Here is a 17,728-nt window from a genome sequence, read left to right on the forward strand (position 1 = left end):
CTCATGGATAAACATTCAAATACGAGCCGTCAAAAACGTCCCGCAAAAAAAGGCAGCAGCACCGCAAAACGCGTGTTCCTGGGATTAGGATTGGTTTTACTGGTCATGGTTACCGGAATTGGCTGTGGTTTTTTGACGGCCAGTATGAATACGAAGCCGGATTTGGCAAATGATATTTTGCCACCGGCCTCATCGCAGATTTACGATATTAATGGCAACGAGATTGCTAACGTTCACGCGGCAGAGAATCGGCGGCCGGTCAAGATTCAGCAGGTTCCGAAGGAACTTCAGAATGCCTTTGTGGCCGTTGAGGATAATCGCTTTTACGAGCACAGTGGTGTAGACCCGCGCGGTATTTTGCGTGCGCTTTATGCCAATATTCGCGGTCGCGGCGTATCGGAAGGTGGTTCTACGATTACGCAGCAGTTGGCGAAAAACGCGTACCTCACGCAGGAACGCACACTGACGCGTAAAATCCAGGAAGTATTCCTGGCGATGCAGTTGGAGCGCCAGTATACGAAACAGGAAATCCTGGAAATGTATATGAACCAGATTTACTTTGGTCAGGGTGCTTATGGTGTGCAGGCAGCTGCGCAGACTTACTTTGGCAAGAACGTCGAGGAATTGACCCTCAGCGAATGCGCAATGCTGGCTGGTATCCCGAAAAGTCCCAATTATTATTCGCCGATGAATAATATGGATGCAGCGATGGAGCGTAAAGCTGTTGTTATCGACCAGTTGGAAAAATACGGGTATATCAATAGCAGTGCCGCTTCGAAGGCTAAAAAGGAAAAGCTCAATATTGTCAAGCCCGTGAAGAAAAAAGAGACTTCCGAGGCGTCCTATTTCATTGAGTATGTGACGCAGGTTCTCATCGACAAATACGGTGCTGATGCCGTTTATAAAGAAGGCCTGAAAATCTATACGACAATTGACATGGATATGCAGCGGGCTGCTGAGGCAGCTATGAAGAATCTGCCGGATATCAAAGTCGATGCGAATAAGATTCAGCAGCCTCAGGGGGCGTTGGTGGCAATTGACCCACATAATGGCTATGTGAAGGCTATGGTGGGTGGCCGTGGTACGGACCAGTTCAATCGTGCAACGATGGCGGTTCGTCAGCCGGGTTCTGCCTTTAAGCCGTTTGTCTTTGCGGCGGCCCTCGAAGATAAATTTACGCCGAGTACTGTTATCGATGACAGCCCCATCAACATCGATGGCTGGCGTCCCCAGAATGACAGCGGTCATTTTAGTGGCAAGGTTACCATGCGCGATGTCGCTCGTTTCTCGATGAATGTACCGACGGTAAAGATTGCGCAGAAGCTGGGAATCGATAAGCCGATTTACTATGCCCAGGAGATGGGGATTACGACGTTTGTTCTTGATGGTCCGCAGAATGACAGAACTCTTTCGACGGCTTTGGGTGGTTTGACCAAGGGTGTGACGCCGCTGGAGCTGACCAGTGCTTATGGCACTTTTGCCAATAAGGGCGTACATGTTGAACCGGTAGTCATTGTCAAAGTCCTGGATCGTAACGGCAAGGTCTTAGAGCAGGCTGAAGTGAAACAGCGCAGTGTAATCAGTGAAAGCAGCGCAGCAGAGCTTACCGATATGCTCGAGGGAGTTATCAAGAAGGGCGGTACCGGTGCTCGTGCGAATATCGGCCGCCCGGCAGCCGGCAAGACCGGTACCACCAGCAATTATCATGACGCCTGGTTTGTTGGCTATACACCGGATTTAGTCTGTGGCGTATGGGTCGGTAACGATGACAACACAGCGATGAACGGTGTCATGGGTGGGCAGCTGCCTGCACAGATTTGGAAGAATTTCATGGAAAAGGCATTGGCTCAGACGCCAGCCAAAAATTTTGATGGTTCGGCTGCTACCAAACATGATAGCATTGGCGAGCTGGAAAATGATAAAAAGACGGAAGTCAAGAAAAAAGGCGAGAACAAGAAAGACGCCAAAGACGGTAAGAATGGAAAACAGGATACGAGCAAAACAGTTCCTGGACCAGGCGGTGCCAATGGTGGCAATGATTCGCCATCGATGCCGGAATCCGTGGCACCGGAACCGGGCGGCGGCATCTCGAAATCCCGTAATTAATGGACATTTCGTTTAAAGGTGACCTCAAAGGAGAGAGTTTGTTGGCAAATGTATTTGATACTTTAAAAGAACGTGGATTTATTGCGCAGTGCACAAATGAAGCAGAGCTGCGTGACTTATTGGATAAAGAAAAGGTCACATTCTATATTGGTTTTGACCCGACAGCAGACAGTTTGCATGCGGGACATTTTATCGCTCTTATGGCGATGGCTCACATGCAGCGTGCTGGTCATCGTCCCATCTGTCTGGTCGGTGGCGGCACCGGCACAGTTGGTGATCCGACTGGTCGTACGGATATGCGTAAAATGCTGACGGATGAAGACATCGAGCATAACTGCGAATGTTTTAAAAAACAGATTGCCCGCTTCATTGATTTCACGGATGGCAAAGCCATTATGGTCAATAACGGCGATTGGCTTCGCAAGCTCAACTACATCGATTTGCTTCGCGATGTCGGTGCCTGCTTCACGGTTAACCGTATGCTCGCCGCAGAATGCTACAAGCAGCGCTGGGAAAAAGGCCTGACGTTCCTGGAATTCAACTACATGGTCATGCAGGGCTATGACTTCCTCGAGCTTAACCGTCGTTATGGCTGCAAGCTCGAAATGGGTGGTGACGATCAGTGGTCGAATATCATCGCAGGTGTCGAACTCAACCGACGCAAAAATAATACGGCTGTCTATGGACTGACGAATAAGCTGCTCACCAAAAGTGACGGCAAGAAGATGGGCAAGACGGCTGGCGGTGCTCTCTGGCTCGATGCAGAAAAGACCAGTCCGTATGAGTTCTATCAGTATTGGCGCAATGTTGATGATGCGGACGTAGAAAAGTGTCTGGCACTTTTGACGTTCCTGCCCATGGATGAGGTTCGCCGTCTGGGTGCTCTTCAGGATTCGGCAATCAATGAAGCTAAGAAAGTCCTGGCTTATGAAGTCACGAAAATCGTTCATGGTGAGGAAGAAGCAGAAAAAGCTCAGAAATCTGCGGAAGCCATGTTCGGTGGCTCGGGGGCAGGTGCTGATATTCCGGAAGTTAAGGCCGAAGTTGGCAGCAAACTTTTAGATGTATTGGCAGCAGGCAAGATTGTCGCATCGAAGAGTGAGGGCCGACGCCTTATCCAGCAAAACGGAATTGCATTGAACGATGTTAAAGTCAGTGATGTTGACTATATTCTGACGGAGGCAGACTTCACGGATGGTGCTGCCATTGTTAAAAAAGGCAAGAAAAAATATTTTAAACTGGTGAAGTAATCCTTATCCTGTCAGCTTGGCGTTTTCTCGTCAAGCTGGCAGGATTTTTTCTCTTGGCAGAGAATACAATAGGAAAGATGTTTTGACAACGGTTGGCCAAACGGTTAAGAAAATACTGTTAGTTGTCAAGAATATTATTGCTTGTTTGCTTATTATCGTTTATAATATAAGTGACAAGAATACTCTAAAATTGAATAGCGGAACAAAAGCGCTACAGTCATGCGATGGCTGTGCCAGCAAGGGAACACCTTAATCCAATCTCGGGTTAGGGATTCGCTGGTTTTGTCGTGAATTTGGAATCTTCCCTGCCGATGGCAGGAGGGTGCGAAGCGTGGAGACTTGGTACTCATAAGAGGAAAATGAAGCGACAAACGAAAGAGGCGAAAAAAATGAAAAGCTGGCGGCGGATGGTTTCCCTGCTGGTACTCGCGCTTATCGTTCTCGTTGTTTCGCCAGCATCGGCAGCGAATCTTGATCATGAAATCCTGCACCATGTGAACGTAGTTCGCGTTAATGCAGGTGTTGCTCCGATGGTATTGGACCGTGAGCTTACGTCTGCTTCTTCGATTCGTGCAGAAGAATCGAAGACTCGTTTTGCTCATCAGCGTCCAGATGGCCGCGATGTTAAATCGGTTTTAGAGAATAAAGCATCTTATTCCTGGTTCGGTGAGAACCTGGCAGTTAGCAAAACGGATGATGCAGAAGCGATTGTTCGTGCTTGGATGAATTCGCCGACGCATCGTGCCAACTTACTCAATCGCCATTACACGAAAATGGGTGTTTCTTGTGCCAAAGGGGCCGATGGCCGTTACTACGTAGCACAGGAAATGGCATGCGATTAATGGGATGAGGTTGCTGACAGTAGGAATACTCCTTGGGGAATGTTTTGGCCAACGGCTGAAGCATTCCCTTTTTGTTTTTGGCAGAAAGAGTGGGATGTGTGATGACGAGAAATGTGAAAATAAAAGGCAGCGTAGCTTTAGGCGTGCTGCTTGCTTTTACTGCCTGGAGCGAAAGCGGCGCGTGTGCACCAGGGGTCGTACCGCCGCTGGATGCTGGTACGTTGACGAGTGATGAACGAAATAGCAGCGTGGAACTCCCCGACTTTGGCAGTGGCAATGCAGCGATTGCGGTCCCTGAAGAAGAAAAGCCTGAGCTGGCTATGGCAGCCGAAGTAAAAGTAAAGGTGAATGGATTTCGCATTACGGGACAGGATATTTACCAGGAAAAAGTCTTGCAGGACCTACTAAAAGATTATCAGGGACGCATGGTAACGTTTAAAGAACTGCTGCAGGGCGCAGAGAAAATCACGGCGTATTTTCGTCAGCATGGGTACTTGATGGCGCGGGCCTACTTGCCAGCACAAAAAATTAACGGTGGCATCGTAGAGTACACCATTCTGGTAGGCCGCCTAGGAAAGGTCAACGTGGAGAATAAAACCAAAATCCATGATTACATCGTGAAGCGGGAAATTGGTTTTATGAAACCGGGGGAGTATTTGACGCGGAAAAAATTGGAACGCGCCGTTTGGTTGTTATCCGATTTAGCAGGAGCAGATGCGCGTGCTAAGTTATCGCCAGGAGAAACATCTGGTACGGTCGATGTGCAGATTGCTTTGGCGCCGCATAAAGGGAAATGCGGCGCAATAACAGGAGATAACTATGGCAATCGGTATACCAATTACAATACCTTTGGCATTTCGTATGACTTTTTGAATCCGGAACATGAAGGCGGGCAGCTGGCTGTTGCCGCGAATATGACTGGGGAAGAATTATACAGCTATAATGTCAATTACACATTGCCCGTCCTGAGTGCTGGCTGGAAGGCATCGCTAGGCTATAACATGTTGTCGTATCATTTAGGGGATATTTACCGCCCGTTGTCAGCGTATGGAACATCGCGGACGGTTTCTGCTGGTTTGGATTATGCGGTTACACGGAGCCAGTATCGAAACCTTTATGCGGCACTTCGCTATGAACACACTGCGCTTACCGATGAACTCCGGCTGGTGGATTCCAGCGTTCGTAAATATAGTCATGGTATGGTGGCTTCGCTTTATGGTGAGCAATCGGTTCGAAGAGGTGTTTCCAGTTGGCGAGTGGATTATAAATGGGGAACCCTGGGATTTCGGGATGAAGAAGGCTGGCAACAGGATAGATGGGCACATACAGCAGGGACGTTTCATAAAATGCGGGTGAACTGGCAGCACTATCAGCATTTGCCCTACCGGTTGAATTTGTTGCTATCCGCTAGAGGCCAATTGGCTAGTCATAATCTCGACTCTTCGGAACATTTTTCTTTGGGAGGTGCCGCTGGGGTACGGGCTTATCCAGCCAGTGAAGCATCAGGGGATATTGGCTATTTGTTGCGGGCAGAGCTGCGGTATCCGTTGTGGCAGCAAGATAAAAATCAAATTCAGCTGGCGGGGTTCTTGGACCATGGCGGCGTAAAGCTGGAGTGTCATAAGCAGGCGGCGGGAGAAAATCATCGTTATCTCCAGGGAGCAGGGGTTGGTATCCTGCTGACGCGCTCCGATGAAGGTTTTTTGCGCGCCGATTATGCTTGGCCACTGGGGGCAGAACGTCCGCGCAATGATCGCAATAATGCTAGTGGTCATTTCTGGCTTCGCGGCGGAATTTATTTTTAAAAATTCCTTATAAAGAAGTTAAAAGAAACTTAAATCTTTCAATTTCAGAAAATACATTTAAGTTTTTGACGGCTTTGACCGATATAATATATGGGAAATACTTTATCGACTTAAGGTAAAGGAGGGAGTGCCTTATGAAATATTCACGGAGGAAGAGATGGCATTTGGCATTAGCCTTGGGGCTCACGATTTCTACGTTTTCATTTGCTACAGTAGAAGGGGCTCCAGAGGGCGGTAAAGTTCGGTCCGGTAAGGCTGAAATCAGTAGAGATGAACATGCATTAGTCGTAGATCAGCAGACGCGGCATGTGGCCTTGGATTGGCAGAAATTTGACATTGCTCAAGGGGAAACGGTGGAATTCCGGCAGCAGGCTCACGATATTGCGGTAAATCGCGTGGTAGGCAACAAGGCTTCGGAAATTTATGGTAACTTAAAAGCAGCGGGCAGTGTCTTTTTACTCAATCCAAATGGAATACTGTTTGGCAAAGGGGCACAAATTGACACGGGGAGTTTGGTCGCATCAACGGCTAACGTAGATGATCGTTTCATGACGAGCTTTGGCGAGGGTGTGGAGACAATCGCATTGAAGCTGGATGAAACTTCAACAGGACACATCATAAATGCTGCGGATATCAAGGCCCAAGGCGGTTTGGTAGCTTTGCAGGCATCGGTGGTGCAAAATACGGGACATATTGAAAACGCTGGCGGACAGGTGGCGTTAAGTGCGGTGAAAAATCTGGATTTGGCCATTGATACTGCGGGAAAATTAAACTTCACGGCCAGCGGGGAACAGGCACAGGCCCATGTCCTCAATAGCGGAACGATTAATGCTGCAGGCGGACAGGTGATAATGACGGCCAAGAGCGCTGGCGATATGCTCAGTGAAGTGGTCAATCACTCTGGGATTATCGAGGCAAAGAATCTTAGTGTCAATGACCAAGGAGAAATCATCTTGGATGGCGGCAGCCATGGACAGGTGAATGTTTCCGGAACGCTTGACGTGTCGGGGTTGAATGATGGGACTGCTGGTGGTACGATCCGCGTGCTTGGTGAAGGCACTAATATCGCTGATACGGCGGTATTGAAAGCCATTGGCCAGACTGATGGCGGTTTGATTGAGACGTCTGGAGATATTTTGCACGTTGATACGAATGCGGTTATTGATGCGGCGGGCATCACGGGAAAGGCTGGCGAGTGGTTCATCGATCCGGTGGACATTATCATTAGCAATGAACAGCCTGAGGGCTACACGGATGTTACGCCAACAAGTTTCGAGTCAGTTTCTACGGACCAATATTATGAAAGCCAGAGTGTGACGACGGAGGAGAAACACAGCTATCTGAATGCAGATTACATTAGCTGGCGGTTAAGCAATGGAACCAGTGTTAGAATCCAAGCATTGGATACGAATCCTCTTGAACCGGATAAAAAACTATATTCTTTGGGAGTTTCCAATATCACCGTAAATTCGCCCATTGAGAAATCTGTTTCGAAGATGAATGGGGTCGGTACAGCCTATGGCTCGGAAACCGGAGAAGCAACGTTGACTTTGCAGGCCCAGCGCAACGTCATAATCAATGCACCGATTACGGCAACAGCAGGGATGCTGAATGTTAATTTGCATGCTGACACAGACGGTGATGCCAAAGGCATGGTGGTGGTGAACAGCGATATTACAACCAATGGCGGTAATTTCACGGCTGGCTGCGGTGAGACGATTGATTCAGGTCATGTGGGGACCTATTTTGGTCATGCGAATGATGAAAAAGATGCTGACGGAAATTACCCTGTGGATGGGGACCGCAGAATCTTGACTAATGGCGGCAAAGTGTCGCTTTATGGTGACGTAGCACTAGGGCTCAACAAGGGCAAATTGGTAATTGACACGACGGGGACAGATGGCAGTGGTGGCAATATCCATATCAGTGGCAATGTGGATTCTGCGAATACCTACCGCTTGTTTGCGAATCCAATCCTAAACAAAACGCTGCAGGATTCGGTAAAGAATGATCCAGAACTCAAGCGGATTGCTGGTATTTACTATGAAAAATACTTAAAGAATACGGTTTGGAAATCCTTTGAGGATTTGACGCCGGAAGAACGTGCTGAAATTCAGGAAAGATGTTTCAAGGATTATGAGATAATCCAAGGTGAGTCTTTGCCTACAGGACAAGCTGCTATTGACGTGGTGAAGACTTATTACAAAGATCATGTGAAGTTGGGGGCAAATGGTGCAGTTAATAATGTAACCTATGCTGCTAAAGATTTTGCCGATTTAACAGATAAAGAATATGGGCAGCTTGCCAAACACATCCTTACGAACTGGCCCTTTAACAAAACCGCCAATCATGAATCTATCTTGACTCGATGGGAACTGGCGGAAATAGCCGCCCGTGAAGATACTGCCGGTGGTTCGGCAGTGGGGGATAAATATCTGGCAACGATTACCACCGAGCTTGAAAACTGGATTGTTGGTTCGTTGATGGTGGGCAAGACGAACGAAGCGCTGATCGGCGGCAAAACCGATGTGGTTGGCCCAAATGTCCAAGCAGGACGTGAATTTTACTGGGTGACAGGCCCAGAAGGGGAAGCCAATGATGGAAAGGGCACGTTGTTCTTTACTACGACGGGCAAGGCTAAAGGAATCGTAGCTGAAAACATGTATCAAGGCTGGTCCCATGATTTGACGCATGGCTATAAACCCTTTGATGAACCGAACAACGATAGTATCATTGATCAGCCTTTTGTTGGTATGAACTGGAAATCGGATGCTGGCTGGGCGGATGTCAATAATCAGAGTAGTAACGTCATTGGGTTCATTCAAGAAACGAATACCGAGCATTCCGCTATGACACTTCAGGCCGGTAGTGGTGCGGTAAGCATCGGTGGCAACATTGGTAAATCGCTGCATCTAAGCGATTTGCTCGTGAATACCACTGGCTCAGTCACCGTTGGCGGTGGTGTAAATCTGTCAGCAAGTGCTAATGGCAATGTTGACCCGTCACTAATTGGCTCGAATCGTTATACGGGATTGGTGTATGCGGATAATACCGTAGCAATTAAGGGTGACGCTGGAGTAACCATAGGAGACCGCATTACGACGTCAAGTGGTGATGTGCAGGTGGATTCTCTGGGAACAGTTAATTTGGCAGGCATAACGTCTGGCGGAAAAGTAAAGGTCGTTACGGATGGGGATACGAGCAGCATTCGAATCAGCCGTAATATCCAGTCGGCAGCAACGGAAAATGATGCAGTGATTCTCGATGCGGGAAGTGGCAGCTTTATCAATGCTTCTACAGAAACTTCAGGCATTGTCACGGGAGCTGGCGGCAAATGGAAGATTTATTCTGGGTCGCCGATGGTAAATGATTTTGGCAATAACCTCAATAGTGATACCTATGCACTCTGGAATCGCGGTTCTGACGCCTATGGGTATACGCAGGTGGAAGATGAAGCAGAGATGGGCCGCTATATCTTCAAGTATCAGCCCACCGTGACTTTAACGGCGGCGAATATGGAAAAAGTATATGGCGAGACATTAAGTGGCGCTTCGGAGTGGCAGGTAGAATCTGAGACAACGCAATATGCAGCCTTTACGGAAGATACTGTAGTAAATACGGCCAAAGTGGCAGGTGTGGCTGCGAGCGCAGGCTTTGCGGCGGATGCAGACCGTATGAGTGGTGTAGCGGCGGATACGGATGGATATAACGCCATTTATGCCATCGGTATGGATGTGAATAACACCTCTTTTGTCGCAACTGATGCCTATCGAAATGGGTACAAGGCTGCTGGCGGAAATGATGCGACGCTCACTATCCATAAGCGCAGTGTACCGATTCGGATCAATCTTTCCACGACCTATGGTTCAGCGGATTATACCGCTTTGATCGATGCGGCTGCGGATGATGGCCAGGGACACGGTTTAGTAAACGGGACTACGCTTCGTAATCCAAGTTTTAGCTTTGATGAGGAGTATACGAACCAGATCCCGATAGGAGGAACCACCCCAGGAGTGGGAACCTATGCCGATGTCGTTCATTTTACTGGTGTGGCGTATGATAATGCCAACGATGCGGCCAACTATGAATTTGAACCACAATTGGGAAAGACGACGGTTGCTCCCCATGAAATCGTGCTGACTTTGACTGGTCAAGGAGAAACCTTTGACGCATCAAAGGTTGAGGTACAAGGGCAAGGCTATAGTGGGCAATGGGTAAATGGCGATACGGCTGCTACTGTGCCAACGTTAGCTTATTTGCTGGGAACCGCCGCAAGTGAGGATACGTATTCCATCTATCTATCCGCGGATGATACGGTGCTCAATTCGGGAGATGTAGCAGGAAATTATCGCTTCACTTACGAGGGTGTATACAAAATAACGCCGCCAACAGTAGTCAACTGGCTGCCAGACGCAGAGGGAGATACCGTAGTTTTCGATCCTGATGACAATCAACCGATAGATTCGAGCGGGCTTGAGGATGAAGAAGTAAATCCGCCGATTCTGCCAGATTTGGATGACAAGGTAAAAGAGCCGGCAGATAACAAAGTAGAACGGCCGCAATTAGAATACGCACAAAGCGCTTTACAGGCGGGGGCAGGAAGTTATCAGGTCGTGCCAGGAAATAAAGTAAATCCTGTGGAACAAGTCCTTGGTTTGACTACGGCGCAACTTCCGGTAGGCAAAGTAAAGAATGGACAAGTATTTTTGGATGGCACTTATGCCTTGGATGTACAACCAGATCGCGTTACGATGAGTCCGGCAGAACGTCAACTGGCAATTCCTAAGACTAGTGGAGTAACGCAGCAGCGCGAATATACTAAAGCTATTCCGCTAACAAAGGATGAGACGAAATTCACGATTCGTTATAACGGTGCCATTCTGGGAATCCATCCGGCTGATAGCAGCGCGGAGCGGGCATTGCAACAAGGTGAGGCAAGCCATAATGTGGATGTTATGGAAAAAGCTTTGCATGTTGCCTTTAGTGAAATGGGATTAGAACTCGAGGATTTGGATGCGGTTTATGTGTATCTTTCTTGATTCGTACTGCTTCGCGTAAATACAGCCCCGCCGAGTGAATGGTGGGGCTGTATTATTTGACGAAGACTTTGAAACGTAGTATACTAAACCAGTTAGTACAGAGTCAATTTCTCCTGCATGCAGGAGGAAAAACATAAGAAAAAGGAGCGGTGTTCCTCATGTCAGGACATTCTAAATGGGCAAATATCAAACGTAAGAAGGGCGCAAACGACGCAATCCGCGGTGCACTCACGACGAAGATCGGCCGTGAAATCACGATTGCAGTTCGCATGGGCGGCAGCGACCCGACGGGCAACATGCGTCTGAAACTTGCTCTTTCGAAGGCAAAAGCCAACAACATCCCGAAAGACAACATCAAGCGTGCTATCCAGAAGGGCGAGGGCACGACGGAAGGTGCAAACTACGAAGAGCTGACCTATGAGGGCTATGGCCCGGCTGGTACGGCTGTCATGCTCGACATCCTCACGGATAACCGCAACCGTACGGCTGCCGATGTCCGTCACCTGTTCTCGAAACACGGCGGCAACCTCGGTCAGGATGGCTGCGTTGGCTGGATGTTCCAGAAGAAGGCTATCTTCGTCGTGGAAAAAGAGACCTTTGCAGATGAAGATGCCTTGATGGAAATCGTTCTCGAGGCCGGTGCTGATGACATGAAGGACGAGGGTGAGGTCTTCGAGATTACGGCTGAGCCGGATGCTTACGATGACATCGAGGCAGCTCTGGAGGCCAAGGGCATCGAGACGGCATCGTCGGAAATCACGATGGTTCCGGACAACACGGTTAAGCTCTCCGGCGAAGACGCTGAGAAGATGCAGAAGCTCGAGGATGCTCTCGAGGAGAACGACGACGTCCAGAACGTCTACAGCAACTACGAAATCGAAGAATAATCATCGCTTCGGAAATACAAAGGGGCTCAGAGCATGAGCCCCTTTTCTGCTATCGGGAGGAGAACTTATGTTAGCTTTAGGCATTGACCCGGGAACAGCAATCTGCGGCTATGGCTTTGTCGAGTCAAAGGGCAGCCGCTTGATTCCGCGTGCCTATGGGTCGATCTTTACGACGCCGAATATGAAAATGGAAGACCGCCTGCTCAAGATCCATACGGAACTTGATGCGCTGATAAAAAAATATCAGCCCGATGTCATGGGCGTTGAGAAGCTTTTCTTCAACCGCAACGTCACGACGGCGATTCCTGTCGGCCAGGCGCGGGGCGTAGTGCTTCTAGCCGCGGCGCAGAACAACCTGCGGCTCGTCGAGCGGACGCCGATGCAAATCAAGCAGGACGTCACGGGCTATGGCAAGGCAACGAAACAGCAGGTTATCTACATGGTAACCAAGCTCCTGCATCTGCCCGAGCCACCAAAACCAGACGACACGGCCGATGCTCTGGCCGTTGCCATCTGCACGACCTATTGTATGAACGACGCCGTCTGGCGGAATCAATTATAACGAAAACGGAGTCTCCTACTAGAAAAGTAAGAGACTCCGTTTTCGTTATAAGAGCGATTTTAGCGGACGGCTTTTAGAATCCAGAGGATGAAATAAGTAAGACCGCCTGCAATCAACGGACCGACCGCTACGCCGTGGAATAATAGGACGCCTGCCATCGTGCCGATAATCAGCGCGGGGATGACATCGGGACTGTTCTGCAAAAGCTCAACGCCGCCGCCGCCAGCGACAGCCGCTAAAAGCCCTGCTACGATAGCGATGATTCCCGCATGCGTGCGGAAGGCATCAAGCATGGTCTGAATCGTAATCGTACCATTGGCAATCGGCACCAGAATCGCCGCTGTCAAAATGATGATACCCCAGTTAAGCCCCTGGGAACCCAAGGCATTGAGCGCCGTCGTAAGCCCTAAGATCTTCAGCCCCAATACAATCGCCGCAGCATAAAATACCGTCATGTTATGGCCGATATAACTAAGCAGCAGCACCGCGCCTAAGGTGATATATTCGATATACAAATCGTTCAGCTCCTTTTGTGAAGTACTATATCATTATACACGGAGATGGGGGATATGAAAACTGTTTTTGGCTCTAATTGAGGGGCTGAGGGGATACATGTGGCAGAAGATGTGATGAAAATAACACAGTTATTGATATATTGTATACATGATGTTTACATGTTGACACACAAATAGCAGTATACTATGATTAATTAGTAAATTTTTTAATTATCTTGTAAAATTTGAATTTGGAGGTGTAGCAAATGGTTGAACTCATGTGGGCATCTGGCGTACTGATAACATGCTTTGCCGTGTATCTTTTGATCAAAAAGTATGATGCCCGGATCGTACTGATTGGTTCTGGTATTGCTATGTGCTGCATAGGCGGCGTTCCTATGGCAGCGTTAAATGCCTTTGCCAAAAGCATGACTAACAGTGGGCTTATACAGGCTGTCTGCTCGGTTATGGGTTTTGCCATGGCGGTCAAATTTACGGGGTGTGATAAGCATCTGATTAATGCGATGGCAAAAGTGCTGGCGAAAGGCCGTATGGTCGTGATTCCGGGTGTGGGGTAATCGGTACGTATCTCGTCAATATCGCTTTGCCAAGTGCCGCAGGAACGGCAGCAGCCGCCGGTGCGATATTTATCCCGCTGCTTATGTCCATTGGCGTCCATCCTGCTTTGGCTGCGGCGGCAGTCAAATGCGGGACATACGGCAGCATGTTGAATCCTGGCTTGGCGCATAATCCGTTTGTAGCGAAGATTGCAGGCGTTGACGTCATGGATGTAATCTCATTCCAGATGTTTGCCAATTTAGCCTCACTGCTCGTGGCAACGATAGGCATCGTCTTAGTGGCTCGTTTCCTCAAAGAAGATAAGGGGTACGTGGCCGAAGGCCTGGAAATTGAGGAGGATTTCCATGTCAAGCCGCTGTATGCACTTATGCCAGTTCTGCCTATCTTGATTCTGTTGGTAGGCTCTACTGGACTGGTACCGGCTCTGAAAATGGGCGTTCCACATGCGATGATCATTGGTGCAATTATCACGATTGCCGTAACTAGAGCAAATCCGTCGGATTTAGGAAAAGCGTTCTTTGAAGGCATGGGCAAGGCTTATGGTTCAATCATTGGCATAATCATCTCGGCTGGCGTTTTTGTCGCTGGTCTTACCTCAATCGGTCTTGTCAAGGCGTTTATCTCGGCCATGGTGGATAATCCTGCCATTGTAAAACTCTGTGCTGCGGTTGGCCCATTCCTGCTTGGCTTGGTTACAGGTTCCGGCGATGCGGCTACCTTTGCCTTCAATGAGGCTATCACGCCACATGCTGCCGATTTCGGCCTGACGTCATTGCAGATGGGCTCAATGGCAACTTTGGGCGGTACGCTGGGACGCACGATTTCACCGATTGCTGGTGCTACGATTATCTGTGCTGGCATTGCTGGCGTAAATCCGATTGAGATTACGAAACGCAATGGTCTGCCGATACTTGCTGCGCTGCTTACTGGCATGATTGTATTGTTGTTTTAAGAGCATAAGGAACGAGAAACGGTCGATAATGGATTGGCCGTTTCTTTGGCGTTATAGGAGGGAACACCATGCAGACGATGATGGAAGCGATAAAGGCTGCGGCGAAAGAAATGCAGGGAGAAATGGTATCCTGCCGGCGCGATATCCATAAGCACCCGGAACCAGGCTGGACGGAGTTTCGTACGGCGTCATTGGTGGCTGAGCGGCTGTCGGCGCTTGGGTATGAGCTAAAGATTGGGGAAGAGGCAATTGACCGGCAGACGATGATGGGCGTTCCGTCACAGGAAAAACTAGCCGAAGAGATGGAACGCGCCGCAAAAGAAGGAGCAAAAAAGGAATGGCTTGCCCAGATGACTGGCGGTCTTACTGGTATTGTGGCAACGAAGAAATTCTCAGAGGGTGGCCCGGTGGTTGCCTTGCGGTTTGATATGGATTCCAATGACGTAAGAGAATCGGAATCCCCTGACCATTTCCCAACGCAGGAAGGGTTTCGTTCTTTGCACGACCAAGCTATGCATGCCTGTGGCCATGATGGTCATACGACCGTTGGTCTCGCTGTGGCAAAGATTCTTGCCGCGCTGCAGGATAAACTGAAAGGTACCATAAAGCTCGTGTTTCAACCCGCGGAAGAGGGCGTTCGCGGGGCCAAAGCAATGGTGGAAAATGGCGATGTGGACGATGTGAATTATATGCTTGGCGCACATTTTGGCTTCCAGATGAAACATACGGGTACGATTGCCTGCAACGTGACGGGTTTTTTAGCTACGAGCAAATATGATATCCATTTCGTCGGGAAGCCTGCTCATGCAGGCGCGGCACCCGAGCAGGGGAAAAATGCCTTGCTGGCAGCTGCCTGTGCATCACTGAACTTGCATGCCATTCCGAGACATTCGCAGGGGGCCTCCCGTATCAATGTCGGAAAACTCATCGCTGGTAGTGGCCGCAATGTCATAGCGGATAAAGCGTTCATGGTGATAGAGACGAGAGGCGCCAGCAGTGAGATTAATGCGTTCATGGAGCAGGAGGCATTGCGTGTTATAAAAGCTGCGGCGGCGATGTATGATGTTGAGGTGCAGGTCGAAAAAACAGGTGGTGCGGCTGGCGGGAGCAATAGCCCGGAACTAGCGGCTTTTTTGGAAGCAAGGGCCAAAGAGCTCAATATCTTCAAGCAAGTAGCTGGACACTGTGACTTTGGCGCCAGCGAAGATTTTTCGTATTTTATGGAGCGCGTGCAGAGTCATGGCGGAAAAGCTGCGTATATGATGATTGGGGCAGACCTGGCCGCTGGCCATCATGATTCCTCGTTTGATTTTGATGAAACGGCACTAGGTTATGCTGCCAATATGTTGGCGTACTCAGCAGCATCATTACTATTGCAGGGGGAGAAATTATGATAAGCAGGAAACGATTGGAAGAGCAGTTTGCCCAATTAGCGAAGATTACCGCGCCTGGAAAGGGCATCAATCGTTTGGCGTTTACCGCTGAGGATAGAGAAGGGCGTATCTATGTCAAGCGGCTTATGGTCGATGCTGGACTTACCGTAAGACAAGATGCGTTTGGCAATTTGATTGGTCATTATTCGGGACGGGAAGAGGGGTTGCCAGCGGTCATGTCTGGATCGCATTGTGACAGTGTCCCGCAAGGTGGAAATTACGATGGCATTGTGGGAATCTTGACTGCTATTGAGGCGGTCCGGAGTCTGCATGAGCAAGAAAAGGTTCCCAAGCATCCCTTGGAAATCGTGGCGTTTCAATGTGAAGAATCCAGCCGCTTCGGTGCTGCGACGTTGGGCAGCAAAGCAATGCGGGGGATGCTGGAGGTTGATGATTTAAAGCGTTTGCAGGATAAGACAGGGAAGACGTTGTATGATGTGCTGCAGGAAAATGACCTTAATCCCAATGAGATTCAGAATGCTAAATATGACAGACCACTGAAGGCATATTATGAAGTTCATATCGAACAGGGAAAGGTGTTGGAAAGCAAGCAAAAAACAATTGGCGTCGTAACGGGAATTGCCGCTCCAACGCGACTGAAAGTTAAGTTAGCCGGTCATGCGGATCATAGTGGGGCAACGCCAATGGGGATGCGGCAGGATGCAATGTGTGCCGCATCCGAGATAATCTTGGCAGTGGAAAGACTGGCAACTGATTACACAGAAACGCCGGTAGTGGGGACTGTGGGGGTCGTGAATAACACCCCGAATGTCATGAATGTAGTCCCCGGAAATGTGCAGCTGGGGATAGATATCCGTAGCATTTCGGAAAAGGCGAAGGCACAAGTAACAACAGCTGTAGAAGACCAGATTATGAAAATTTGCCAGAAACGCAAAGTGCAGGCAAAAATCGAAACGATCAGCCAGGATAAACCGGCCGTGATGCAAAAAAAAGTCGTAGACTTCTTGATGGAAATCTGTGAGCAACAGCATGTGCCCTATATCACAATGCCAAGTGGTGCTGGCCATGATGCTATGCATTGGACGGACTATACCGCTACTGGGATGCTCTTTATCCCCTGCAAAGGCGGAATCAGCCATCATCCAGACGAATATGCAGAGATGCGTGATATAGTGACGGCGGCAAAGCTATTAGAAAAGGCTATATGGCTTACGGCAAATGAATAATCGTGATTAGTTGAAAAAACAAAGCCCAACTATCTTATTATGGAGGAGTTGGTCGTTGGCTTTTCGCGAGTGGTGGAGATCGTTAAAAAAGTGGTATGATATTACTTGAAATGGGGAAAATATAATACGAATAGTATCTTTATATTTGCTGCTATTTCTTGGTTGAGACAAGGTAATGGAACATTTGCCGCCAATAGATATAGAAGCGTTTATGAAGGCACTTGCAGATCCGGATTTAGGCAAGTAAGGCGATTGTTATTGTTGCAAATTATTATGTGATTTTTTATCATAAATGAAATGGAGGGGAGGAAATTGTTTGTGGATTATCGAAAAATTACGTGTGATAGTGATGAATTTAATGATGCTGTTATTACTATAAAAAATAATGTTTTATCAAAAAATAATATGCCAAAACTTATTGTTGGTACAGGCTTGTCGGCATCATATGGTATTCCTGGAATGTGGAAATTGTCTAAAGAACTTAAGTCAAAACTTGGGGTTCATAAGGACGATGAGATAAAAAAAGCCTGGATTAGAAGAGAGAAGGATATCAATGATAATGGTTTAGAAGAATGACTTAAGACGCTGTCAC

General features: G+C 48.5%; 13 protein-coding genes. 12 read left to right on the top strand and 1 reads right to left on the bottom strand.

All coding sequences use genetic code 11. The features are described 5' to 3' along the window. Positions 1-3 precede the first annotated feature (3 nt). The 7 genes from T504_RS0102155 (at position 4) to ruvC (ending at position 12,491) form a co-directional block, all read left to right on the top strand. Positions 4-2,106, top strand: coding sequence for a transglycosylase domain-containing protein (locus T504_RS0102155; RefSeq protein ID WP_051635151.1), 2,103 nt, complete (start codon positions 4-6; stop codon positions 2,104-2,106). A gap of 41 nt (positions 2,107-2,147) precedes the next feature. After that, a complete protein-coding gene (gene tyrS / locus T504_RS0102160) occupies positions 2,148-3,356 on the top strand; it encodes a tyrosine--tRNA ligase (protein WP_033169408.1) in 1,209 nt (402 codons plus the stop codon). Positions 3,357-3,745: 389 nt separating this feature from the next. After that, positions 3,746-4,198 (top strand): CAP domain-containing protein, encoded by a 453-nt coding sequence (locus T504_RS0102165; protein WP_051635152.1) that lies wholly within the window; start codon positions 3,746-3,748, stop codon positions 4,196-4,198. 101 nt (positions 4,199-4,299) lie between these two features. Next, positions 4,300-6,003, top strand: a complete 1,704-nt coding sequence (locus T504_RS0102170) for a ShlB/FhaC/HecB family hemolysin secretion/activation protein (RefSeq protein ID WP_051635153.1) — start codon at positions 4,300-4,302, stop codon at positions 6,001-6,003. Positions 6,004-6,137: 134 nt separating this feature from the next. Further along, entirely contained in the window at positions 6,138-11,042 is a 4,905-nt protein-coding gene (locus tag T504_RS0102175; RefSeq protein ID WP_081823342.1) for a two-partner secretion domain-containing protein, read from the top strand. A gap of 158 nt (positions 11,043-11,200) precedes the next feature. Then, positions 11,201-11,929: a YebC/PmpR family DNA-binding transcriptional regulator gene (locus T504_RS0102180; RefSeq protein WP_033169410.1), complete on the top strand. Its 729-nt coding sequence runs from the start codon at positions 11,201-11,203 to the stop codon at positions 11,927-11,929. A gap of 67 nt (positions 11,930-11,996) precedes the next feature. After that, positions 11,997-12,491, top strand: coding sequence for a crossover junction endodeoxyribonuclease RuvC (ruvC, locus tag T504_RS0102185; RefSeq protein WP_033169411.1), 495 nt, complete (start codon positions 11,997-11,999; stop codon positions 12,489-12,491). Between the two features lie 59 nt (positions 12,492-12,550). On the opposite strand, the gene T504_RS0102190 is transcribed toward ruvC, so the two are convergent. After that, positions 12,551-13,006 (bottom strand): DUF441 domain-containing protein, encoded by a 456-nt coding sequence (locus T504_RS0102190; protein ID WP_033169412.1) that lies wholly within the window; start codon positions 13,004-13,006, stop codon positions 12,551-12,553. A gap of 245 nt (positions 13,007-13,251) precedes the next feature. Between T504_RS0102190 and T504_RS14875 the strand changes: the two genes are divergently transcribed. The 5 genes from T504_RS14875 to T504_RS13745 all read left to right on the top strand — a co-directional run bounded on the left by T504_RS14875 (position 13,252) and on the right by T504_RS13745 (position 17,712). Then, on the top strand, positions 13,252-13,563 hold the full coding sequence (locus tag T504_RS14875; RefSeq protein WP_231473844.1) for a hypothetical protein: 312 nt from the start codon (positions 13,252-13,254) through the stop codon (positions 13,561-13,563). A gap of 26 nt (positions 13,564-13,589) precedes the next feature. After that, positions 13,590-14,516, top strand: coding sequence for a C4-dicarboxylate transporter DcuC (dcuC, locus tag T504_RS13600; RefSeq protein ID WP_231473845.1), 927 nt, complete (start codon positions 13,590-13,592; stop codon positions 14,514-14,516). Between the two features lie 77 nt (positions 14,517-14,593). Further along, a complete protein-coding gene (locus T504_RS0102200; RefSeq protein WP_033169528.1) occupies positions 14,594-15,910 on the top strand; it encodes an amidohydrolase in 1,317 nt (438 codons plus the stop codon). Continuing rightward, positions 15,907-17,136: a Zn-dependent hydrolase gene (locus T504_RS0102205; RefSeq protein WP_033169413.1), complete on the top strand. Its 1,230-nt coding sequence runs from the start codon at positions 15,907-15,909 to the stop codon at positions 17,134-17,136. Before T504_RS0102200 ends, T504_RS0102205 begins: the two co-directional genes overlap by 4 nt. A 318-nt stretch (positions 17,137-17,454) precedes the next feature. Then, on the top strand, positions 17,455-17,712 hold the full coding sequence (locus tag T504_RS13745; RefSeq protein WP_156033453.1) for a hypothetical protein: 258 nt from the start codon (positions 17,455-17,457) through the stop codon (positions 17,710-17,712). The last annotated feature ends 16 nt before the right edge of the window (positions 17,713-17,728 follow it).

Source organism: Selenomonas sp. ND2010 (assembly GCF_000702005.1).
GTDB lineage: Bacteria > Bacillota > Negativicutes > Selenomonadales > Selenomonadaceae > Selenomonas_A.

What these genes read in the sequence shown, in the direction of transcription:
- T504_RS0102155 (WP_051635151.1), top strand. Translation starts at nt 4, where the DNA reads ATGGATAAACATTCAAATACGAGCCGTCAAAAACGTCCCGCAAAAAAA.
- T504_RS0102165 (WP_051635152.1), top strand. Translation starts at nt 3,746, where the DNA reads ATGAAAAGCTGGCGGCGGATGGTTTCCCTGCTGGTACTCGCGCTTATC.
- T504_RS0102170 (WP_051635153.1), top strand. Translation starts at nt 4,300, where the DNA reads ATGACGAGAAATGTGAAAATAAAAGGCAGCGTAGCTTTAGGCGTGCTG.
- T504_RS0102175 (WP_081823342.1), top strand. Translation starts at nt 6,138, where the DNA reads ATGAAATATTCACGGAGGAAGAGATGGCATTTGGCATTAGCCTTGGGG.
- T504_RS0102180 (WP_033169410.1), top strand. Translation starts at nt 11,201, where the DNA reads ATGTCAGGACATTCTAAATGGGCAAATATCAAACGTAAGAAGGGCGCA.
- ruvC (WP_033169411.1), top strand. Translation starts at nt 11,997, where the DNA reads ATGTTAGCTTTAGGCATTGACCCGGGAACAGCAATCTGCGGCTATGGC.
- T504_RS14875 (WP_231473844.1), top strand. Translation starts at nt 13,252, where the DNA reads ATGGTTGAACTCATGTGGGCATCTGGCGTACTGATAACATGCTTTGCC.
- T504_RS0102200 (WP_033169528.1), top strand. Translation starts at nt 14,594, where the DNA reads ATGATGGAAGCGATAAAGGCTGCGGCGAAAGAAATGCAGGGAGAAATG.
- T504_RS0102205 (WP_033169413.1), top strand. Translation starts at nt 15,907, where the DNA reads ATGATAAGCAGGAAACGATTGGAAGAGCAGTTTGCCCAATTAGCGAAG.